Raw genomic sequence first — 19052 nt, forward strand, 5'->3', positions numbered from 1 at the left:
GCGTTTATCCTATCAAAACTTCTGCAAGGGAGTGCAGATATGATAGTTAGAAGCGGTTATCCTATCAAAACTTCTGCAAGGCAGTGCAGATATGATAGTTGAAGCAGTTAACCTATCATGTCTTATCACAAAACAGTTGTTTTAGCGGATTAGAATAAAGTATTTACCAGACGGTCGAATGGATCGTCTTTTTTATAAGGACAATAACATTTATGGAATATTATGTTAGGATAGAGGGAAGGAAAAATATTAACACAGAAAGGTGATTCCATTGACTAAACATTCTTATGATTCTGAGAAACCTATCAATGATGCCACCGACCACCTGCGACAGCATCAGGGACTGCCGGCAAAAAGAGGAGGAAAACTTCCTGTTCCGATAAAGGTTCTTGGCTTTATCTTATTTGGCGTTTTCGGTATCATTTCTATTATTGGAGTAATTGTTAGTTTGCTAAACTAGGGGGATTCAGGTGATTAAACGAAAATTGTTGATGACATTGGTAGCGTCTCCACTTTCCATGTTCGTTATTGTTGCAGCCTTTTTTGATGTATGGCAATGGCCTCTCGGAATGTTGATGCTGACAGGAATCGGTGTCCTTATGGCATCCCCATACATTTTACTGTACGGGGTTCCTGTGAGTTTTTTCTCCGACTTTATAAGTAAGCGTTTCATCGGGAGGGTGCGTATGCTGATCGCTTTTCTTGTGCATATTCTGTTTGCATTCCTATTTGGTTTGATCGGTGTACTAAACAATAATATTCCTTTGTTGGGATTAGAAGTCGATGCAGGGATTGTATTTGCCGTGATAGTAGCATTTTTCTTCTGGTTAGTTGATGAGTTATTAAGAATAAAGTTAAAAAATATACGGAGGGATTAGATGGTCCGCAAAATATTTGGATGGACTGGCGCGGTATTTTTTCTTGCAGCGATTATTAGTGGGATTGCTGGTGTGAGGGTATATGGATCAGAGTTGTTTGTTTTTTACGGGCTTGGATTGATTGGCTTTGTTTGGAGTATTGCTGGCCGGTTTTGGAAGGTAGCAAAACCTGTGCCAGAAACTCCACTGTTTCGAGCTGTGGAAAGAGTCAGTTTTTATGGGAATTTAGTAATTACTGTTTTCTTTTTTCCGCCGTTGTTAATGTTGTGGGGGACATTGTTAGATTGGTTAATCGCTTGGTTGAAGGGGATGTTAGAATGAAAGTGGCAGGGACTTATATGTTTTGAGTATTTAACATGTTTCTGGAAGTCTTCTGGTTAATTACAGATGTTGGTGGTTCGAACATGGAAATTTTCTATGTATTTTCTTTAGTTGTTGGCGCAACTGGACTGAAACTGTACAGTGATCATCCAAGAAATTAGACGATTGGATGAAACTTTCTCCAGGTATCTTTCGTATTCAAAAGTATGGAGGCGATAAAATGAACAAAGAGAAAGAAACACCTGAAGAAAGAAGAGAGAGAATGAGACAGGAAGAATTAAAGCAGCCCTCCAGCAGTGTGCATGGCAGTGGATTACAGGATTTAGTCGGCGGTATTGGTTGGAAAGGCACTTTCATTATTATTATTGTAATTATTGCAGCATTTATTATTTATCAAGTATTTTTCTAGATAGAAGACAAACACCTAATGAAAAATAGAAAATAAGATAGGATAAAGGGGAAAATACGAATGTTTTACGATTTGCAAGGGGAAGCAAAAATGGCACCAATTGTGGGCATGTTATATTCCATGGTTAAAGAAAATACGGAAAGACTGCAATGGATCACAAGTGGAATGATTCAGCAGGAAGTCGATTACAAGGGACCTAACCAAGAGTATAATAGTACGGCACAATTAATCAGACACCTTACATATGTTGATATTAATTGGGTGTATCGCATCAAAGACCAGCCAATTCCCAAGTCTCTAAAACAAAAATACGGACCAATGTTAGATAAGAACAACCGACTTCCCATGGTTCAAGGAGTGTCATTAAACAGCCTCATATCAGATTATCAATCAGTTATATCATTGTTAGCTGAAACGTGTATACAATTATCGGATAATGAACTAGAGAAAGTTGTGACATTTGGGCATGAAAATGAAAAGCAAGCAACGATTCGGTGGGGATTATGGCATATGGCTGATCACAACCGCTATCATCAGGCTCATATTAATCAACTTAGAAAGTGGTATGGGAAGGGATGATGAATACTATGAAATATGATATAAACTTAGGTTCACCCATAGCAAAAGGGAATACAGCAGAAATCTATCTATGTAAGGACTGCATTGTCAAGGTTTTTAACGATTGTTTACCAGATACAGAGTCCTCCTATGAAGCTGATAAACAAACATATGCCTATTCATGCGGACTGGCTGTGCCTAAAGTGTTTGATGTGACGAAGATCAATGGCAAACAAGCGATTGTAATGGAATATATCAAAGGAAAGACTCTAGGAGAGTTATTATTAGAAGATAGGGAAAATGCGGAATATTATTTATCTCTCTCCGTTGATATTCAACAAAAATTGCATCAGATTATTCCAGATAACCTTGAATCAATGCAGGAAAAGCTTCAACATCAAATCGAGAGATCTCCTCTCGTGGGAAAATGGAATAAAAATTATCTAATAAAAAAATTGCATGCACTGACATATGAAAACAGACTCTGTCATGGGGATTTTCACTTGTTTAATTTGATTATGACAGACACTGGAGTTTCGATAATTTATTGGGTGGATTCCACTGCAGGAGATATCCGCGCAGATATTTACCGTTCCTATCTGCTTTACTCCCAATTTTCAGCGGAATTAGCGGAGATGTATCTGCAAATCTATTGTGAAAAAAGCGGATTACTAAAGACCGAAATTTTGCAATGGGCTCCAATTATAGCTGGAGCAAGGTCAGCTGAAGGTGTGTCATCAGGCAATTCGAAACTGCTTTTGGATATTATCCATCATTATTCTCCTATAAAAGATTATAATTGGGAGGTCAGGCTGTGAAGGCAGCTGAGATAAAGAGGAAATTATTTAAGTCTGCAACCATTTTTGAGACAGCGCCGGCTTTTGAATTGGATGCTCTGCCAAAAGATCCAGCGCTTGGATTTATTTTTACCAAATATATACTCATTACCTGTAAAGGGGCGTGCTATTAAACGATCAATTGCTTAGTTAAGAATATCGCAAAAAGGTGATCATGGAAGTTTCTATGGGTATGGAAGCAGGAAAGAAAAGGAGAATGAGTAAATTAGTAAATAACATGTAATAGGCTATGACCTTGTGTAAGCTTCCTTTTAGCTTTTTATCCTAATGAGGAACTCAAGGTTGTTGTTTGTTCAAATACATCGAGGGGGTGCTGTGTGATGATGGAGTCTATAGAAAGAAATCAAATGGAAGTTTTGAAAAAAACAAAAAAAAAACCAACCATTCTCAGCAAATAGTTGGCTCCTCCAAATCACTATTTAAGTTTCACTATTTCTGACCGATCTTCATAAATGGAATAGAGAAAGACATGTAAGGTAAGATCTTGTTCATTAATATCAGTAAATGTCTCTACTTGTTTATTGCTTCCATTTAATCCGTCATTAGAGCGACTATCAGCGAAAATTCTCTTATCACCTTCATAAATCACACTTTGCGAAATAAGAGCAAATCGATTATCTTCACTTCTTGATTCGACAGTTAAGCTGCTACCATCAAGATAATACGTAAATTCAACTGGATATCCATTCACTTTCGTTTCCACTGTTTTTGGTTCATTCGAAATGTTCTCCAACAGAACCTTGTCTTGCTCAGAACCTTCATAAGAGACTTTAGCATCTTCTAAAGCGAGTGAAATGGATTGTTCATCTATATCATTTAACACACTTTCCGTTTCAAAAGTTAAGTAATCCTCTCCAGAAAAATAACCATCCCATTCTTGATCACCGATCTGCAGTTTCATTGTATTGTAATTGACAAAAACTTCTTTACTAATGATCTTCTCCTCATCATAATAAAGTCTGGCTTCAGTTAGAGTAATCGCTAATTCTGTAAATTGAAGCAAGCGGCTTCCTAGTTCTACTTCTTCATCGACATCCATCACAAAGGTAGATTTTTGGGCAAGGTCATGATTGTATACAAAATCCACTGACCATGATGCCGGGTGATAGGCTAAAGTATCCTGGTACTCTAATGATAGATCCAGTTCATTGATTTTATCTTGAGCGATTTGTAGAGATTCTCCAATCTTTATCACATTTGGTTCAGGTCGTTTATATACAACACGTGAACTCTCCACAGTTTCCCCATTAAGTTGAAAATTTAAGTTGGCAAAATCCGTTTCGTTTAGTTCATCTAATTCAATTAGATAATGTAATTGATAGATACCATTACTATGATCATTATTTAGAATGTTTATTTGTGAGATCCCATCTTTTTTAATGGGGATTGAGGTCATATTTACAACTTGATCATCAGATAAATCTATTTTCTTAATTTCGAACTCCTGCAAGCCTGAGAGGTTAAGGGTAACAGACTCATCTGCTTGAATTTCTTTCTCTGTATGAAGGAAGCCTACAATTTTTCCAGCACTTTCTTCATATACAGCAGTTGCCTCTAAAGTTGTTTCACTTCCATCCGGATTAACAAGCGTCGCCTGATCAAATTGGGCTGCGCTGACATCTTGGCTGTGTTCCTTTTCTAAACTGAAATTAATCGTTGTTCCATTTCGATCTGTCACTACATTGTGAACAGTTAAAGTTCCTAAATCATTTTCGCTTGTTTGATTAATCTCTTGTCCAAATCCATTCTCTAATGATGTGATGACACCTGGTCGATTCACTTTATGCATCCAGTCCATAATTTCGCTAGAGTATGCAGCTATAACTGGTGTTGAGGTAAGAACAATTGCGAATATAATCGCAGGGATAGCTACTTTTAATTTCTTACTGGACCGTTCTTTTTTCTGTTGTTTAATCAGTATTTTATTCCACATATCATCCTCCTCAGGTATATGATGATCATCTTTTTTTACATGCTTTTTAAAAATATCTGAGAGATTATTCAAAGCTACTCCTCCATTCTAGAAAAAAGTTTTTGTCGTCTTGAAACAGTGTTTTGATTAATTTTTTTCCTTTGAAATGTCTCGATTTAACTGTTCCTTCAGGGATCTTTAGAATTTCTGCTATTTCTTTATCTTTACATTCATGCACATATTTCAATATCATGACTTTCCTGATTCGAACAGGCAGTTTTTTCATCAGTTCGGCTAGTTCACTTCTATGTTCACTAGTTTCTATTGCTGGCTTATTTTTAAAAGGTAAGAGCTGAACCGTATCTTTTACAATCATTCTGTTACTTTTCTTCAAGTAGTTTCGTGACATATTCATCGCAATACTGAGCAGCCAGGATTTCTGATTTTCGATCGACTGAAAATCTGCAGTTAGCGCTTTTGCAAAAACCTCCTGGCAAAGATCTTCTGCATCATGTGTATTGTGAACCAAATAATTGCATGCACGAAAGACGTCTTTATAATATTTTTGGAATAATGCTTTTGCGTTAGTGACCTGTTCCATCATTCCACCTCCTTTTTTTGTATCTACACTAGTAACAATTTCTTATGGCAAATAGTTCACTTTAAAAAAAATGTTCTAAACAGAAGATGTAATTTCCATTTTAAATAAGCCTCTCAACCAATGTGAGAGGCTCAATAAGTCGGATTTTATTTTTTTACAGCGTGGATGTAATGAATTGTCTCGAAAGCAGTTAAGTAATCTGTTCTGTTTGAAAAGAATTGTTCATTAATTTTGGTCGGTGTTAAATGTTCATAGACTAGCAGACCAGCACTTTCTAGCATTTTCTCGATTTCTGTAAAAGTAAAACTAGATTTCATCGGTTCCCCGCTGGCCGCAGCCATTTTTACCATATTATCCACTCTGTTGTATTTTCCTTTTTCTGTAAATAAGGTTTCATCTGCATAATCGAAAACAATGGAACTGCCTGAAGGAACATTAGTAAACAAGTGATAAATCAGGTTTTTATTCTGTTCTTTGGTTAAATAATAGGAAACGCCCAACAGGCTGAAGAATGTTTTGTTGTTGGCAAAACCTTGATCTGTAAGGGACTTGTAGGAAAATGTATCGGTAAAATCAGTAGGAATAAAATGAATATTTCCTGGGACATGAAGTTTGTTATCGTTTATTCTTTGCTGTTTCATTTTCTGTGTTGCTGGATGATCCAGTTCGTATATTGCTAAGCTATTTTCAGATTCAGGGTATCGAAAGGCAAATGTATCTAACCCTGCACCAAGGATAACGTACTGCTTTACCCCTAATTTTTGTTCATGCAGCAACACTTTCTCACAGTAAGCAGCACGTGCTAAAGGTGTCGGGGAAAGCTGGACTTGCACAATCCATTTTAATATTTCCTCAGGATTTTCTTTCCACTTATGGGCGATTTCCTGGTTGAAAAATGGGATCCCATCTATCATACTTTTACTGATAGACTTGAATTCTTCTTGAGAAATGAATTCTTCTGCAAGAAAATCGTCAAAAATCTTCGGTGAATCATTTTTACTGTGATAGGCTCGGACAAACGCTGATACAAGAGAAGTCATGCTGGACTCGTTCTTTTTCATATCAAATTCCTCCATAAAAAAATAGATTCCCCCGGCCGGGAGAATCTTATAATAACAGTAAAAATGGTTTATGTGAATAATAGCACAATTGAATTTTTTTGTCAAATCTTTTGATTGGATAATTCAGGAAGGAAAGTTAATAGATTATAAGTATGAGAAATGCTATGTTAATTATAAGAAAGTGGGGAATATTATGACCTTAAAGTCGAGACTTAAGCGATGTGATTTGGATGCAGATAACGATAAGCTGGATCTGTTGATAGAGGAGATGCTGAACAACATTGGATCAACAGATTCGGAATTGCGAGATCAATTAATTTATCAGACTTTTGGTAATTTGATCATGGAAAATTATTTGAGCAAAGAACAGGAGATCCATATATTAGAGGGTTGCAGAAAAAGGCTATTCTATCAGATAGGTGTGAAAAACGATGATTCTGTTTTTACACGTTCTTTTTCAGCATTGGTGATTGTTCTTATTCTGGAAAAAGATACGGTAAACCGGAACCTAGCTGATGAACTTGTTCTGAAGGTAATCGAAGACAGCATTTGCTATGTAAAGTTGGAAGAAGATGTGCGGGGTTTTGTCCAGGATAAGGGGTGGGCACACAGTGTTGCCCATGGAGCGGATTTATTAACAGCAGCAGTGAATCATCCCTGTTTTACGATTGGTTATACTTCAGAATGTCTTGATGCTTTGAAAGCAGCTTTATTCAAGCAAAAAGAAAATAATCTTCCTTTTATTGATGATGAAGACGAGCGGCTTGTTTTTGTAATGGAAGCCCTGATAACGAAAGGGGCGAGTGAGGATAAGCTTATTTCATGGATAAAAGAAATTTCTGAAACATTACATCACTTTTTGGAGTCAGAAGATTTTTATCCTGGTTTTTTGATGAAAAAGTCTGATGTTATTCATTTTTTCCGATCATGTTATTTCCGGTTATTATACAAGAATCAATTTCCTGAACTGACAAGGAGTATTGCCTGTGTGCTGGAACAGTGGCATATGAGACTTTATCAGTCAAATGATTAAAAAAGTGTTTTCAGATGTAGTAGAACCATTCAAGCTTTAGTGCTGAATGGTTTTTACTGTTTCCATATAATGTTTTCCAGAAGGATAGAAACTGATGATAAGTAGCATAACAGAAAATAATACCATGAAAATTACGCCGATCATCACAGTCATCTGAATAGATATAAATTGAGTGGCAATTCCCATCAAGCCAGTTGCTATGATGGTGATAAATGCTTCCATCAGTCCATAAATACTGCCAACCCTCCCGATCATTTCTGTGGGGATATTGTTCTGATAAAAAGTAAGAAACCCTGTGTTGGAAAAAGAAAGGAAAAAAGCCAAAATAAAAAATCCGCTACCTGCCATAAACAATGTTTCTGAAATGGCGTAAATCACATATCCTGATGAAACAAACATTGTTCCAAGACCAATTAACCATGTTATTGGCACATGTTTGACAATAATAGAATTGAGAACAGCACCTGAGAGAATTCCTGCACCTGCAATAGAGACTAACAGCCCATACTCACTATCTTTTAATAGCAAAACTTCCTTCGCAAAAGCTGCTTCCAAAGAATCAACCGCACTTGCCATAACCACCATCACAAAACTAAATAATCCATATACAATCAGTACATACCGATTTTTGCTGCTGTATTGCACAACAACTTCCCAATCTTTTCTTAAAAGCGCGATCGATACTTTTTCAAATGGAATGGTGTTGTTTTTCGTTTCTACATTTGGCATAAAGCATGTGATCGTACCAGAAATGAATAATGCAAGTACATTTACATAGATGGCAATTACAGGTGTACCAATCAGAAATAAGAATCCCGCAATAGCTGGCCCAAGTAAGAATGCACCTGATGTTAATACACTATGAAGAGAATTAAATTGTTTTCTGTCTTTTTCAGGTATCAGTTTTGTGAGATAACTTATGCTTGCAGGCTCAAACAAGGCACTGGCCATGTTAATCATAAAGACTATCAGATAGATAAAAAGTATCGACGGGAAAGCAGGCAATAACATAATAAGAACAGCTCGCACCATATCTAAGAAAATCATCAGCTTACGTTTGTTTATGCGGTCGACAAGACTGCCTGCCCAAAAGTTTGTAAAGAGAGCAGCAAGTGGTTTCATGATATACAATCCGGAAACCGCAAGAGGTGATCCAGTCATATCCAGAACGATTAGGTTGAGCGCAATAAAGTAGACCCATTCTCCAATATTGGATATACCAATTCCAAAGAGTAAAATAAAACGATACTTCCATATTGTCTTCTTCTCTTTCCAATTCATGTAATTCCCTCCCTTGTTTTTTTAAACAATAAAAAAATCCCGCTCCCCAAGACTTTAAGCCTTGGGGGCGAGATTGTATCTGAATCGCGGTGCCACCCCAGTTTGTGAATATGTCGCCATATTAACCTCTTCAAGTACAGCAACAGCTTTACTCTAGCTCAATAACAGGAGCTCCTGTCACACTATCATTCTCTAAATCCAGTGTGAAACTCTGAGGCTTGGTTCAATAAAATCATTCATGCTTCTTTTCAGCTGCCGAAGCTCTCTGTTATGAATTCTTTCTATCTACTCTTCTCTTCATTGTCAATTACTATTTAATTTTATCTAGATTATCATTTGGAATAGGTATTGTAAATAAGTTTTCGTAACTTTTCTCCCCACAAACCGTCTAATTGATTAAGATTGCAACAATATGGGGAGGCAATGCAGTTGTGAAAAAACAGTGGGTGTCTATACTGCTGGTTATGTGGATTGGTATATTCATATTTCCGCTCAGTGCGAAAGCTTTAAGTTGTGAAGAAGTAAGAGAACCTGTTATTGATCATTATGATCTCGCTGTTATTGGAAGTGTTCTGGATGTGAATGACTTTACAGGATTAGATATATTTTTTCAGCAAGAGGAGCCGTTTCGCTATGTATGGCTGGAAGCAGAGAAAAGCTGGAAGCAGGGTGTTCCGTCACAGCTGACTTTTACTGCTGATTTCACCTGGGGAACGGATTTTGAAAAAGGACAGAAATACCTCATTTATCTTAATGAGGAGAATGGAGAATATCAGAACAGTCCATGCAGCCCTGTCCAAAAAGTGGAGGAGGATGTGGAAATAAAGGGCAATGAAGCATTGTTCCCAGATGAAGAGGGTACAGTTGGATGGAAAAACTGGCTCACATTTCAGGCAGATATTATTGGAATAAGTGGGCTGATTATTTTCGGCTTGGCGGTTATTCTGGGAATTGTTATAGTAAGAAGAAAAAAGAATGAGGTGACGCCTGTGAAAGGACAGCGAAAAAGCAAAATAATTGTGATTACTTTGTTTTTCGCCTGCAGTTTCTCTTTTGTTTTGCTATGGCTGTATTTGTACGTAATGTCTGGCACTTAATTACTTGTAGTAATCCAAAAACGGTTCACAACATTAGCATCATCCGTCATAAAGTCATCATCCTGTATTCCACCATTTTTCAGAATCGTTTTCTTTGAACCAATATTTGTCTCAACACAAACAACCAAGACTTTTCCCAATCCTAGTTCTTTTGTTTTTTCTAATGCTAATGATAAAAGTGTTGTGGCATAACCCTTGCGTCTTTCTGATGGTCTGATTCCATAGCCGATATGACCGCCAGACTGGAATAGCTGGTATGTTAGACGATGCCGGATATTTACAACACCAAGCACTTCTTTGTCTTCATTCACTAACCAATAGGTTGAATCAGGCACCCAGTTTTCCGGCAGATTCTCACCACGTTCTGATTGATAGAGTGATTCAAGCATTTTTTCGAAATGGGAAGGATCCTTGCCGATTACCCATGGCACCATAGTTTCACCGCTGTCCTTCCACTCCTGATAAAAGGAAAGGTATGCTGTTTTATATTCGATGGTTGGTTTAATTAGATATAGTTTCTGCAAAATTCCCACCTGCCTGTTTCTTAAGAAAATTGATTAAAATACGATCTGTCTCTCTGGCTGTATTACCAAGCCAAATCAAATGGCCCCATGAATCCACTATATGCAGTTCTGAGCTTGAGATAAGTTTATGAGCCAACTCTGGGTGCTCAGGCGGAACCGACCCATCATGTTTACTGTGCATAATAAGAGTGGGGCACTTCACTGCATGCAAATCTTCTGTTGTGATTGTATTCACTTGTTCTAAATCGATGAAAAAACCATGGCCTGAACGTTGGCGGTTGTTCATTTTCCTGATTTCTTCCACATCTGTCTCACTGAATTTTGCCTTTGCATCGCGGAATTTAAGCAGACTGAATGATGGGAACATTTGTCTGAAAATAAAGCCGGGGAAGATGTTATTCATTGTCGCAATCATTTTCCATGTGTATTTCTCTGTTTTGGGATGGAACAAAACTCTCGCTGCTTTATATTCCATATCTTTTGGGGTGAGCCATTCTTTTGTAACAGCTGATTGTAATGTGAGCGTTCGGACATATTCCGGATAGTGTGCTGCAAAATAAATACCGCTTGGCCCGCCTGCTGATATCGCTAAAACATGTACCTGCTCTATTTGTAAATAGTCTAATAATTTTTTGTAGTGTTCACATGCTGTTGCCAGATTTTCTCCGATTTGCTGTGAAGTTTTGCCATAACCAGCTCGTGAAGGGGTAATAATTGAGAATCCTGCTTCCACTAGCGCATTATAGCCAAATTCCTCCGAGCAATTGGAATGCCCGCCATGAAATAAAAGAATCGGCTCACCTTCTCCAATAATAGAGTATTCAAGCGTAAATTGATCCATTGTGAATGTTGCGACTTTTCTATTCATCCCTTTTCTCCCTTGAATTTTTTTATTTTCATAATATCATAGTTTGTTATTGAAAAATAGATGGTTTCCTGTAGAGTTAATTTATGGAATAATTGAGAGTGAACGTAGTAACGGTTGGTAAACACAGAATATTGGGAAAAAATTGTGAGGTGCGATAAATGGAGAAGTGGCGAGGTTCGGCAGGTGTATGTATAAATGAAAGCGGTAAATTACTGATGGTCTTACAGGGGAAACCTGATGAGAGGAAGACATGGTCAGTACCATCAGGCGGATGCGAAGGGGAAGAAACTTTTGCAGCATGCTGTGTTAGAGAAGTCTGGGAAGAGACAGGGTATATGGTGGAGATGGAAGAAAAAATAAAAGTCAAAAATGGCAGTAATCCAAACATTCCTATTGATTATGAAGTACATTATTTTTCAGTCAAAATTATTGGTGGGAAAATGCAGATTCAAGATCCTGATAAGTTAATTCATGAAATCGCATGGAAAACAATGGATGAAATAAAAGAATTAGAGTTGAGTTTTCCTGAGGATTTGGAATTTTTGGCAGAATGGATGTTACAGAATTCGATCACCAGTTAAAAGCTATGGGGAATGGAGAAAATATGAGATTACTAATCAAGTCAGTAATTTGTTCCATCGTTATTCATGTGGTAGTTATTGCAATAGTTATAGCAATCATACAATTGTTTCATCGTAAAAATACGATCCCGCCAGATATTTCTGCTCGTTATGAAAATGTGGAGATACTTCAAAGCGAGGTAGCATTTGGATTCTCTTTTTCACCAATGATTATTTGTCTTTCGTTCACTCTGATTTCATTTTTAAGTTGGCTGGTATTTAAGATGTTACAGAATTCTAACGTAGCATAAATAGACTCTTATCATAGGGGGAAAAAGTATGGGTTATGTAGAAGATCTGCGTAAAGTTGTTGGCAATCAACCAGTAATACTTGTTGGAGTTGCGGTTGGAGTGGTTAATGAGAACGGGGAAATTTTGTTACAAAAGCGATCAGATGGACGTTGGGGTGTTCCGGGAGGATTTATGGAATTAGGTGAGAGTGCTGAAGAAGCTGGAAGAAGAGAAGTATTTGAGGAAACTGGATTAGAAATTGGTGAGATGGAACTCGTAAATGTGATGTCAGGTGAACAGTATCTTGTTAGATTACCAAATGGTGACGAATTTTTTCCTGTAACGATCGTCTATCTTTCGAAAGAGATAAAAGTTGGTGAACTAAAACCAGATGGAGTGGAATCTTTAGAAGTAAATTTCTTCTCAATGAAGGAATTGCCAGATGAGTTGAATCCACTGATAAAAAATTTGATCCATCAATATTTGTGATAGGAGGAAATAGCATGGGGAATAAATTACCGGCTTGTGATGCTGCAAAGCGATTTATCGAAGAATTTTTTCCGACTTGTCAAGCAGCAGTTCTCGCTGGAAGTGTTGTTAGAGGAGAAGCTACGGAAACATCCGATTTGGATATTGTTATTTTTGATAACAAGATTGACTCATCTTATCGGGAATCATTAGTGGAGTTCGGCTGGCCGATCGAGATTTTTGTACATAATCTTTCTTCATATCAACACTTTTTTAAAATGGATTATCAAAGCGCCAAGCCCTCCATGCAGCGAATGGTTGCAGAAGGTATTGTGTTAAGAGATGAGGGAATATTACCATCAATTAAAGCAGAAGCGGAACAAATGCTGGAAAAAGGTCCAGAGAGCTGGACGGAAGAAACGATAACATTGAAACGTTATTTTCTCACCGATATGCTGGATGATTTTATTGGCTGTGATAGGCGTGCGGAGGAAATATTCATTGCAGGAGAGTTGGCGCAACAGTTGCATGAGTTTGTGCTGCGAACGAACAATTGCTGGATAGGTTCTTCGAAATGGATTGTTCGCGCGTTACGTCAGTATGATCCTGTTATTACGGAAAAATTCGTGGAGGCATTTGATTGTTATTACAGGACAGGTGAAAAAGACAAGGTTGTTCGGTTGTGTGATCAAGTGTTGGCGCCATATGGCGGAAGGTTATTTGACGGGTTTTCTTTAGGGAAAAAGTCAGATAAAGGGGAAGGATAAATATGGGGCATTTATTGCCAACTTTGCTGCATTTTTTGATGGGTGTATGTATCTGTTTCCTTCTCTTCAACCAGGAAATCAGATCAAAGAAAAAGCGTTTCATCATATTTCTCTTTGGCGGAACCTGTGCGATTGCACCAGATATTCCTAAGTATTTCGGCGACTTCTTTGGTCACTCCATTCTTGCTGTACCTCTATTTGGTTTATTATTTTCAGCAGTCTTCTACATCTTCATCAAAGAATTTTCACTTCTAAAAACCTGGCTGATTTTTTTCTATAACTGTATTGTCTGGACAAATACTAATCGATTATCTTGGAAACGGGGCAGCATTTCTTTATCCGTTTATAAAAAGGGAGATTGACTTTCATATTATTGACAGCACAGATTATATTATCATCATAACTCTGCTGATTACGTCTTGACCGGATTTTTCTCAAAAAAAGGGAGAGCAATTATTTTAACAGGTACCATCATTATCTGCTCCTATCTTGCCGTTTTAGCCATTTCCAAGTTTCAATTAGAATACAGCTTAAAAAGTGAGTATGATGAGAATAAAATTGAACTCTTGCAGACATATCCAAGTGAGCGACATGGTTTCGCTATGTGGGATTTTCATGTGAGAACAAAGGAGATTTGGGTAAATGGCTATTCGCCGATGTACAACACAGAACTCCATATTGAAACTGAACGGAAAGTAGATTTTAACTAATACACTGAACGGAGGATTAAGATGCATCTAACCATTGAGAAAATGGATGAAAATGCAGCTGGAGAAATAACTGGCTGGAGATATGAAGAACCTTACGATTTTTATAATCATAAAGATGAAGAAACGGGTGAACTGCTGGAAGGCTCCTATCGAGCGATTATGGATGAACATGGTGATCTTGTCGGGTTTTTATGTACTGGAACTTCTGCCCAAATACCGGCTGGACATAAAATTGGTGCCTATAATGAGAACTGTGTCGATATCGGCTTGGGAATGGCACCAGCGTTCACGGGGAAAGGGAATGGTTATGCTTTTTGTACCTTTATCATTGAGTATATCCAGCAACAGTATCCAGATGTTTCCTTAAGATTATCTGTTGCAACGTTTAATCGAAGGGCGATTCATTTATATCACAAACTTGGATTTGTGAAAAAGGGGAGAATTTCAACTGAAACGGCAGATTTTATGACAATGGTGAGAAGGGGAAGGTGATCTTACATTTTGAAGTGTTGCCAAGCGATCTTTTAGGACCCCAAAGATGCAGAGCAACCATACCAGCAAACTAAAAGGTGGGAAAATAATTGTATAAGTTTTATATTGCTTCAGGCTTCAAGAACATAGAGAATGTTCGTCATGTTAGCGATAAGCTAAAAGACGCTGGTTTTATTCAAACATATGATTGGACCCAAAATCAAAGGGCCACAACAATTGAGGATTTAAAAGAAATAGGAACACTAGAAAAAAATGCAGTAATGGAAGCAGATTTTTTCATTATCTTATTACCAGCAGGGAAAAGCAGTCATATTGAACTTGGGATGGCACTAGGGCTGGGAAAAAGAATATATCTGTACTCAGAAAACGCTGAATATAATCATTTCGAGACTACCAGTACGTTTTATCATTTACCTGAAGTTAATAGATATAATGGATCCATTGATGGATTGGTTGCAACTTTAAAAAGAAATGCAGGCTTATAGGACTGCTACGGTGATCTGATGACCATAAAATCATAGCTCGGGTGTTACCGGCCTTTTTTTAGCGGGTAATGTTTAGAAGGAAGAGTTTTTTTCATAAAAAACAGGTATGAAAGCAGGATTTTAACTAAACTTATTGAAGGATATTAAGTGAAAAGGTGGGGATCCAATGATTTACCGCAGAAAAACGTATCAGATTGACCGGAGTGTGCTGGCAAGTTTTAACGAACATTTTAACAAAACGCTTTTGCCGACCCAGCTTAAGTATGGTGCCAGACTAGTTGGCAGGTGGATGACAAAAGAGAAGGACGGGATTGTTGAGATTTTTGCCATTTGGCAATATGACAGTTATGAAGATTATGAAGAGATTGAGAAAAATGTAAAAAGTGATAAAGAACATGTGGATCTTGTAAAAAGCTGGTATAAAAAAATGGGCGGGAAAGAGAAATTGAAAGAAGTATTTTTGGAAATTGAACAGGATTTTATTGAATCAACTGTTCCGCCAGAGAAAACAATTTGCGATTAAAGCTTGAGCAGTAGGGATGTGGAATAAATTTGAGTATGAAAAAATATCATCGAGCTTTTGGCGTTTATGGCATATTAATTGAGGAAGGCAGGTTATTAGTGATTAAGAAAAATGCTGGTCCTTATATTAATCGCTTTGACCTGCCTGGAGGAAGTCTGGAAGATGGAGAAGGTTTAGCTGAAGCGATGAAAAGAGAATCTCTTGAAGAAACCGGTCTGGAAATTGAAATTAAGGACAATATTGGTGTGGTAGACTTCAAGCTTCCCTGGATGTGGGGAGAGTATACAGATGTCCATCATATTGCTGTTTATTATACGGTGAAGAAGGTTGGAGGAAAGCTTAGTGTACCCGAACAATTCGATGGGCAAGATTCGCTTGGTGCGATATGGGTCTCTGAGCATGATGTATCATTGGAAAATGCTTCTCCATTAGTGCTGAAGACGTTTGAATGGTTTAGAACGAAAAAATTAGGCATAGATTCAGAGATTTATGAAGAGTGGACAGTCTTGGAATAACGGGGGGGAATTTATGGGCATTACTCAGTTAACAATTGCTAATCATGATGAGGTTCTCAGACTTTTTGGCTCTGAAATAGATAATTATCATTTTATTATCAATGATTTAACTGTTAACCATTATGTCGGTGATCAATTTAGGTATTTGGGGAGTATGAAGAGGGAGTATTAGTATCAATCGTCCTGAATAATTTTGGCAATATCACTTATTATTCCAGACAAGATAGAAAGATAGATGCATATAGTGACCTGTTAAAAACATTATCGTTCCATAAGTTGTCTGGACCAGCGGCTTTCATTCAAAAGTTTATCCCCTATGTTGATGTGAAAAGAAACAGGAAATCCCATCTTGGTGTTGTTAAGAAACTATCAACGAATAGAAAATACCCGGAATTAGAGGTGAAACTCGTCCGATCTGACGAAGAAATTGGCATGCAGTATGATTTGTTTCACTTAACTGACGAATTTACTGGCAGTTTACCGGAAAAGAAAGCGGATTATATCAGAATGGAAAGTGAGAGATTGAAGGCGACTAATGATCGCACAGCATATGTAAGTATTGATAATAAAATGGCAGCATCTTGTGCTACGATTAGAGAAGGGATAAAGAGCGCGATCATTATTGGTGTTTTCACGAATCCTGAATATCGCGGCAGAGGATTTGGAACGGAAGTCTTAACAGGGTTATTTGATATGCTTTTACAAGAGGGCAAATATCCTTATCTTTTTTATAGTAATCCTGTGGCACGGAAGGTTTATAAGAAGATAGGGATGACAGAGATATGTGAATGGTGTGTGTTGGAGGTTTAGATACAGGTAAAATATCTATTATGGAGGGATCTGATTATGGATTTGTTCCAAACATTGATTATCGCACTCAACATCTTGATGTTAATCGGAATTATCGTCTCGGTTATGAAGCGAAGGCAAAATAAACATGCTGCTGCATCTTATGATTTATTCACCGCACATTTTGTATTGTTAGCGGCTGCGGGATCTGGATTTTTATTGGCAATGCGTACTTATTTTTTTCACAATATTGAACCAGTTGGCCAGATTTATTCGACAGGTTTTGTATGGATCATTAGTGTTATCTGTTTGTTTTTAGGGATTGTAAAGACGAAAGGCAAAAATAAAGAGGAAGATCGTCTATGAGAAAACTTCCGGTATTAATATTTATTATTCTGTTGTTTGGTTGCAGTAACGAAATGGCTGATAAGGAAAGATTAACAATCATTGAAGATAAGAGCCGTATGGTTTATATAGAAAGTGAAGATATATTAGCTCCACAAGTATGCTTGGAAAATCAGCAAAACAAAGAGACTGTGAAACCTTATCTGGTGACTTTTGAACTTACAAAAGATCTTGAAGCTATAGTAGATCAGTCATATTATGAGCCGATTGACAGTCGGAGTATATTTAATGGAGAGATAAACTTCCCCGCAGATGTCCCTTTTTTTTGCACAGGCAGCAATTTTATCGTAACTGAAGAAGTGACCCGGAATAACTTAGAGGCAATGATGAAAGAGGGTGCGTTTACGGCAATCATTACAGAGTTAAATGGTGATGTGATAACCTCCCTTCCTATTGAAAAATTGATGATTGGCAAGCCAGAAGGTACAGAAGTGAAACCATAGCAAGGTCAAAGAATGGAATTACTTTCGTTATGTTAATTATGTAAATTTTTCTAGGTCATCAATCACTAACTTGTTTACCGATTCGTAATATAGTATAGAACGATTTTCCCCTTTTTTCCTAGAGATCCTTGTTGTGGAAGAACTCTTTCTATTAAAAACTGTTGTAATATATACTAAACTTCTCTTTAATACAGCGTTAACATTTCCCCTATATACTTTTTATTGTACATAAAAAAGGAGGAATGGTTAATGAAAAAAGTATTACAGTCGGTTTTTGTCTTGACAGTGGTAACAGTGTTGGTAAGCAGTGCTTTTGCGAGCGCATCAACAGTGCAGGCGTCCGGAAAACCGGACAAAGCGGAGGAAGTTGATTTACAGGTGATGGCCTTTAATTTAAGGTATCTGAATGACAGTGATCCATCACCACACACATGGGCAGAACGAGTTCCTGCAATTAAAAAACTCATCCGCCAGCACAAACCTGATATTATCGGCACACAGGAAGTTGTCTATCAGCAGCTTCAGGATCTGGAAACGAATCTGAAAAATTACAGCTGGATTGGGTTAGGGCGTGAAGGTGGAAGCAATGGCGAATACTCCGCAATTTTTTATAATGACAAGCAATATTCCCCGCTTGAATATGATCATTTCTGGTTATCTGATACTCCTGCAGTAATCGGCTCCGCAACTTGGGGTAATACAATTCCGCGTATGGTAACATGGGCAAAGTTCCTCGATAAGAAAAGTCAGCAAAGCTTTTATGTTATCAATACTCATTTTGACCACAGATCAGAAAATGCGAGAGAAAAGAGTGCAGAATTGATTGTGGAAAAAATCCAGGACTTTGATCCAGAACTTCCGATTCTTTTGACAGGCGATTTTAATGCAAGCCCGGAAAGCGCTCCCCACACAGCTTTAACAAGTGAAAATGCTTTCGATGACCTGTGGAACACGGCAGATGTCAGAATCAATGAAAATCTGGGAACATTCAATGGCTTCGATGATCCTACTGGTGGCGGGCCTGAAAAACGAATTGACTGGGTGCTTGCGAAAGGAAACATAGAGACACATTCGATTGAAATTATAAATGATGAGAAAAAAGGACAATTCCCTAGTGATCACTATCCTGTTATGGCAGATGTGACGTTGTCTTACTGATTATTTGTCTGGGCTGTTGAGAGAATAAACTCTTGACAGCCTATTA

Annotated in this window: 31 protein-coding genes and 1 other annotated feature; of the genes, 25 read left to right on the top strand and 6 right to left on the bottom strand. The window is 37.6% G+C overall.

Going from position 1 to position 19052, the window contains the following annotated elements:
* The first annotated feature begins 271 nt into the window (after positions 1 to 271).
* From F9U64_RS06325 to F9U64_RS06355, 8 genes are read left to right on the top strand one after another with little or no spacing between them, the layout of a single operon-like run.
* Positions 272 to 460 carry a hypothetical protein gene (locus F9U64_RS06325; protein ID WP_153402163.1) on the top strand — a complete coding sequence of 63 codons (189 nt, stop codon included), beginning with the start codon at positions 272 to 274 and terminating at the stop codon, positions 458 to 460.
* 10 nt (positions 461 to 470) lie between these two features.
* Positions 471 to 878 (top strand): hypothetical protein, encoded by a 408-nt coding sequence (locus tag F9U64_RS06330; RefSeq protein WP_153402164.1) that lies wholly within the window; start codon positions 471 to 473, stop codon positions 876 to 878.
* Positions 879 to 1199, top strand: coding sequence for a hypothetical protein (locus tag F9U64_RS06335; RefSeq protein ID WP_153402165.1), 321 nt, complete (start codon positions 879 to 881; stop codon positions 1197 to 1199).
* Between the two features lie 35 nt (positions 1200 to 1234).
* On the top strand, positions 1235 to 1360 hold the full coding sequence (locus F9U64_RS23355; RefSeq protein ID WP_266095242.1) for a hypothetical protein: 126 nt from the start codon (positions 1235 to 1237) through the stop codon (positions 1358 to 1360).
* Between the two features lie 59 nt (positions 1361 to 1419).
* Positions 1420 to 1608 (top strand): DUF6366 family protein, encoded by a 189-nt coding sequence (locus F9U64_RS06340; protein ID WP_153402166.1) that lies wholly within the window; start codon positions 1420 to 1422, stop codon positions 1606 to 1608.
* A 60-nt stretch (positions 1609 to 1668) separates the two neighbouring features.
* Positions 1669 to 2187: a DinB family protein gene (locus F9U64_RS06345; RefSeq protein ID WP_153402167.1), complete on the top strand. Its 519-nt coding sequence runs from the start codon at positions 1669 to 1671 to the stop codon at positions 2185 to 2187.
* Positions 2188 to 2207: 20 nt separating this feature from the next.
* Positions 2208 to 2984: an aminoglycoside phosphotransferase family protein gene (locus tag F9U64_RS06350; RefSeq protein WP_153402274.1), complete on the top strand. Its 777-nt coding sequence runs from the start codon at positions 2208 to 2210 to the stop codon at positions 2982 to 2984.
* Positions 2981 to 3136, top strand: coding sequence for a hypothetical protein (locus F9U64_RS06355; RefSeq protein ID WP_153402168.1), 156 nt, complete (start codon positions 2981 to 2983; stop codon positions 3134 to 3136). Before F9U64_RS06350 ends, F9U64_RS06355 begins: the two co-directional genes overlap by 4 nt.
* A 302-nt stretch (positions 3137 to 3438) precedes the next feature.
* On the opposite strand, the gene F9U64_RS06360 is transcribed toward F9U64_RS06355, so the two are convergent.
* From F9U64_RS06360 to F9U64_RS06370, 3 genes are all read right to left on the bottom strand, one after another.
* The gene (locus F9U64_RS06360; protein WP_153402169.1) at positions 3439 to 5028 is read right to left on the bottom strand and encodes a DUF4179 domain-containing protein; all 1590 of its coding nucleotides are present in this window, start codon (positions 5026 to 5028) and stop codon (positions 3439 to 3441) included.
* Positions 5021 to 5536: an RNA polymerase sigma factor gene (locus tag F9U64_RS06365; RefSeq protein ID WP_153402170.1), complete on the bottom strand. Its 516-nt coding sequence runs from the start codon at positions 5534 to 5536 to the stop codon at positions 5021 to 5023. Before F9U64_RS06365 ends, F9U64_RS06360 begins: the two co-directional genes overlap by 8 nt.
* A 146-nt stretch (positions 5537 to 5682) precedes the next feature.
* On the bottom strand, positions 5683 to 6597 hold the full coding sequence (locus F9U64_RS06370; RefSeq protein ID WP_153402171.1) for a class I SAM-dependent methyltransferase: 915 nt from the start codon (positions 6595 to 6597) through the stop codon (positions 5683 to 5685).
* Positions 6598 to 6790: 193 nt separating this feature from the next.
* Between F9U64_RS06370 and F9U64_RS06375 the strand changes: the two genes are divergently transcribed.
* Positions 6791 to 7630, top strand: a complete 840-nt coding sequence (locus F9U64_RS06375; RefSeq protein WP_153402172.1) for a DUF2785 domain-containing protein — start codon at positions 6791 to 6793, stop codon at positions 7628 to 7630.
* Positions 7631 to 7666: 36 nt separating this feature from the next.
* Here the strand turns inward: F9U64_RS06375 and F9U64_RS06380 are convergent, their stop codons facing one another.
* Positions 7667 to 8911, bottom strand: a complete 1245-nt coding sequence (locus tag F9U64_RS06380; RefSeq protein ID WP_153402173.1) for an MFS transporter — start codon at positions 8909 to 8911, stop codon at positions 7667 to 7669.
* A 60-nt stretch (positions 8912 to 8971) separates the two neighbouring features.
* Positions 8972 to 9221 (bottom strand) — a binding site (T-box leader).
* Positions 9222 to 9342: 121 nt separating this feature from the next.
* On the opposite strand from F9U64_RS06380, the gene F9U64_RS06385 reads away from it, so the two are divergent.
* Positions 9343 to 10008, top strand: a complete 666-nt coding sequence (locus F9U64_RS06385; RefSeq protein WP_153402174.1) for a hypothetical protein — start codon at positions 9343 to 9345, stop codon at positions 10006 to 10008.
* Here the strand turns inward: F9U64_RS06385 and F9U64_RS06390 are convergent.
* Both F9U64_RS06390 and F9U64_RS06395 read right to left on the bottom strand, forming a co-directional pair.
* The gene (locus tag F9U64_RS06390; protein ID WP_153402275.1) at positions 10005 to 10535 is read right to left on the bottom strand and encodes a GNAT family N-acetyltransferase; all 531 of its coding nucleotides are present in this window, start codon (positions 10533 to 10535) and stop codon (positions 10005 to 10007) included. The two genes, F9U64_RS06385 and F9U64_RS06390, sit on opposite strands and share 4 nt — an antisense overlap.
* Positions 10510 to 11400, bottom strand: a complete 891-nt coding sequence (locus tag F9U64_RS06395; protein ID WP_153402175.1) for an alpha/beta fold hydrolase — start codon at positions 11398 to 11400, stop codon at positions 10510 to 10512. Before F9U64_RS06395 ends, F9U64_RS06390 begins: the two co-directional genes overlap by 26 nt.
* Before the next feature lie 158 nt (positions 11401 to 11558).
* On the opposite strand from F9U64_RS06395, the gene F9U64_RS06400 reads away from it, so the two are divergent.
* The 15 genes from F9U64_RS06400 to F9U64_RS06470 all read left to right on the top strand — a co-directional run bounded on the left by F9U64_RS06400 (position 11559) and on the right by F9U64_RS06470 (position 19006).
* Positions 11559 to 11981 (top strand): NUDIX hydrolase, encoded by a 423-nt coding sequence (locus F9U64_RS06400; protein WP_153402176.1) that lies wholly within the window; start codon positions 11559 to 11561, stop codon positions 11979 to 11981.
* Entirely contained in the window at positions 11951 to 12271 is a 321-nt protein-coding gene (locus F9U64_RS06405) for a hypothetical protein (RefSeq protein WP_228275603.1), read from the top strand. The genes F9U64_RS06400 and F9U64_RS06405 overlap by 31 nt, the downstream gene beginning before the upstream one ends.
* Before the next feature lie 28 nt (positions 12272 to 12299).
* Positions 12300 to 12740, top strand: a complete 441-nt coding sequence (locus F9U64_RS06410; protein ID WP_153402178.1) for an NUDIX hydrolase — start codon at positions 12300 to 12302, stop codon at positions 12738 to 12740.
* A 14-nt stretch (positions 12741 to 12754) separates the two neighbouring features.
* Complete coding sequence (locus tag F9U64_RS06415) at positions 12755 to 13486, top strand: nucleotidyltransferase domain-containing protein (RefSeq protein ID WP_153402179.1); 732 nt, start codon at positions 12755 to 12757, stop codon at positions 13484 to 13486.
* Between the two features lie 2 nt (positions 13487 to 13488).
* A complete protein-coding gene (locus tag F9U64_RS06420) occupies positions 13489 to 13848 on the top strand; it encodes a hypothetical protein (RefSeq protein WP_153402180.1) in 360 nt (119 codons plus the stop codon).
* Between the two features lie 57 nt (positions 13849 to 13905).
* The gene (locus tag F9U64_RS06425; protein WP_153402181.1) at positions 13906 to 14196 is read left to right on the top strand and encodes a hypothetical protein; all 291 of its coding nucleotides are present in this window, start codon (positions 13906 to 13908) and stop codon (positions 14194 to 14196) included.
* A gap of 21 nt (positions 14197 to 14217) precedes the next feature.
* Entirely contained in the window at positions 14218 to 14688 is a 471-nt protein-coding gene (locus F9U64_RS06430) for a GNAT family N-acetyltransferase (RefSeq protein ID WP_153402182.1), read from the top strand.
* A gap of 89 nt (positions 14689 to 14777) precedes the next feature.
* Entirely contained in the window at positions 14778 to 15173 is a 396-nt protein-coding gene (locus tag F9U64_RS06435; protein ID WP_153402183.1) for a group-specific protein, read from the top strand.
* A gap of 166 nt (positions 15174 to 15339) precedes the next feature.
* A complete protein-coding gene (locus F9U64_RS06440; RefSeq protein WP_153402184.1) occupies positions 15340 to 15696 on the top strand; it encodes an NIPSNAP family protein in 357 nt (118 codons plus the stop codon).
* Between the two features lie 35 nt (positions 15697 to 15731).
* A complete protein-coding gene (locus F9U64_RS06445; protein ID WP_153402276.1) occupies positions 15732 to 16211 on the top strand; it encodes an NUDIX hydrolase in 480 nt (159 codons plus the stop codon).
* A 13-nt stretch (positions 16212 to 16224) separates the two neighbouring features.
* Positions 16225 to 16383 (top strand): hypothetical protein, encoded by a 159-nt coding sequence (locus tag F9U64_RS06450; RefSeq protein WP_153402185.1) that lies wholly within the window; start codon positions 16225 to 16227, stop codon positions 16381 to 16383.
* A gap of 104 nt (positions 16384 to 16487) precedes the next feature.
* Entirely contained in the window at positions 16488 to 17021 is a 534-nt protein-coding gene (locus F9U64_RS06455) for a GNAT family N-acetyltransferase (protein ID WP_153402186.1), read from the top strand.
* Positions 17022 to 17057: 36 nt separating this feature from the next.
* The gene (locus F9U64_RS06460) at positions 17058 to 17366 is read left to right on the top strand and encodes a hypothetical protein (protein WP_153402187.1); all 309 of its coding nucleotides are present in this window, start codon (positions 17058 to 17060) and stop codon (positions 17364 to 17366) included.
* Positions 17363 to 17848 (top strand): hypothetical protein, encoded by a 486-nt coding sequence (locus tag F9U64_RS06465; protein ID WP_153402188.1) that lies wholly within the window; start codon positions 17363 to 17365, stop codon positions 17846 to 17848. The genes F9U64_RS06460 and F9U64_RS06465 overlap by 4 nt, the downstream gene beginning before the upstream one ends.
* 249 nt (positions 17849 to 18097) lie before the next feature.
* Positions 18098 to 19006, top strand: coding sequence for an endonuclease/exonuclease/phosphatase family protein (locus F9U64_RS06470; RefSeq protein ID WP_153402189.1), 909 nt, complete (start codon positions 18098 to 18100; stop codon positions 19004 to 19006).
* Positions 19007 to 19052 lie beyond the last annotated feature (46 nt).

The organism is Gracilibacillus oryzae (assembly GCF_009498735.1).
Classification (GTDB): domain Bacteria; phylum Bacillota; class Bacilli; order Bacillales; family Amphibacillaceae; genus Gracilibacillus; species Gracilibacillus oryzae.

Excerpts from the sequence above, each read along its gene's own strand:
- F9U64_RS06335 (WP_153402165.1), top strand. The coding sequence starts at position 879 with ATGGTCCGCAAAATATTTGGATGGACTGGCGCGGTATTTTTTCTTGCA.
- F9U64_RS23355 (WP_266095242.1), top strand. The coding sequence starts at position 1,235 with ATGTTTCTGGAAGTCTTCTGGTTAATTACAGATGTTGGTGGTTCGAAC.
- F9U64_RS06340 (WP_153402166.1), top strand. The coding sequence starts at position 1,420 with ATGAACAAAGAGAAAGAAACACCTGAAGAAAGAAGAGAGAGAATGAGA.
- F9U64_RS06345 (WP_153402167.1), top strand. The coding sequence starts at position 1,669 with ATGTTTTACGATTTGCAAGGGGAAGCAAAAATGGCACCAATTGTGGGC.
- F9U64_RS06365 (WP_153402170.1), bottom strand. The coding sequence starts at position 5,536 with ATGGAACAGGTCACTAACGCAAAAGCATTATTCCAAAAATATTATAAA.
- F9U64_RS06370 (WP_153402171.1), bottom strand. The coding sequence starts at position 6,597 with ATGAAAAAGAACGAGTCCAGCATGACTTCTCTTGTATCAGCGTTTGTC.
- F9U64_RS06375 (WP_153402172.1), top strand. The coding sequence starts at position 6,791 with ATGACCTTAAAGTCGAGACTTAAGCGATGTGATTTGGATGCAGATAAC.
- F9U64_RS06380 (WP_153402173.1), bottom strand. The coding sequence starts at position 8,911 with ATGAATTGGAAAGAGAAGAAGACAATATGGAAGTATCGTTTTATTTTA.
- F9U64_RS06395 (WP_153402175.1), bottom strand. The coding sequence starts at position 11,400 with ATGAATAGAAAAGTCGCAACATTCACAATGGATCAATTTACGCTTGAA.
- F9U64_RS06400 (WP_153402176.1), top strand. The coding sequence starts at position 11,559 with ATGGAGAAGTGGCGAGGTTCGGCAGGTGTATGTATAAATGAAAGCGGT.
- F9U64_RS06405 (WP_228275603.1), top strand. The coding sequence starts at position 11,951 with ATGGATGTTACAGAATTCGATCACCAGTTAAAAGCTATGGGGAATGGA.
- F9U64_RS06410 (WP_153402178.1), top strand. The coding sequence starts at position 12,300 with ATGGGTTATGTAGAAGATCTGCGTAAAGTTGTTGGCAATCAACCAGTA.
- F9U64_RS06415 (WP_153402179.1), top strand. The coding sequence starts at position 12,755 with ATGGGGAATAAATTACCGGCTTGTGATGCTGCAAAGCGATTTATCGAA.
- F9U64_RS06420 (WP_153402180.1), top strand. The coding sequence starts at position 13,489 with ATGGGGCATTTATTGCCAACTTTGCTGCATTTTTTGATGGGTGTATGT.
- F9U64_RS06430 (WP_153402182.1), top strand. The coding sequence starts at position 14,218 with ATGCATCTAACCATTGAGAAAATGGATGAAAATGCAGCTGGAGAAATA.
- F9U64_RS06440 (WP_153402184.1), top strand. The coding sequence starts at position 15,340 with ATGATTTACCGCAGAAAAACGTATCAGATTGACCGGAGTGTGCTGGCA.
- F9U64_RS06445 (WP_153402276.1), top strand. The coding sequence starts at position 15,732 with ATGAAAAAATATCATCGAGCTTTTGGCGTTTATGGCATATTAATTGAG.
- F9U64_RS06450 (WP_153402185.1), top strand. The coding sequence starts at position 16,225 with ATGGGCATTACTCAGTTAACAATTGCTAATCATGATGAGGTTCTCAGA.
- F9U64_RS06460 (WP_153402187.1), top strand. The coding sequence starts at position 17,058 with ATGGATTTGTTCCAAACATTGATTATCGCACTCAACATCTTGATGTTA.
- F9U64_RS06465 (WP_153402188.1), top strand. The coding sequence starts at position 17,363 with ATGAGAAAACTTCCGGTATTAATATTTATTATTCTGTTGTTTGGTTGC.
- F9U64_RS06470 (WP_153402189.1), top strand. The coding sequence starts at position 18,098 with ATGAAAAAAGTATTACAGTCGGTTTTTGTCTTGACAGTGGTAACAGTG.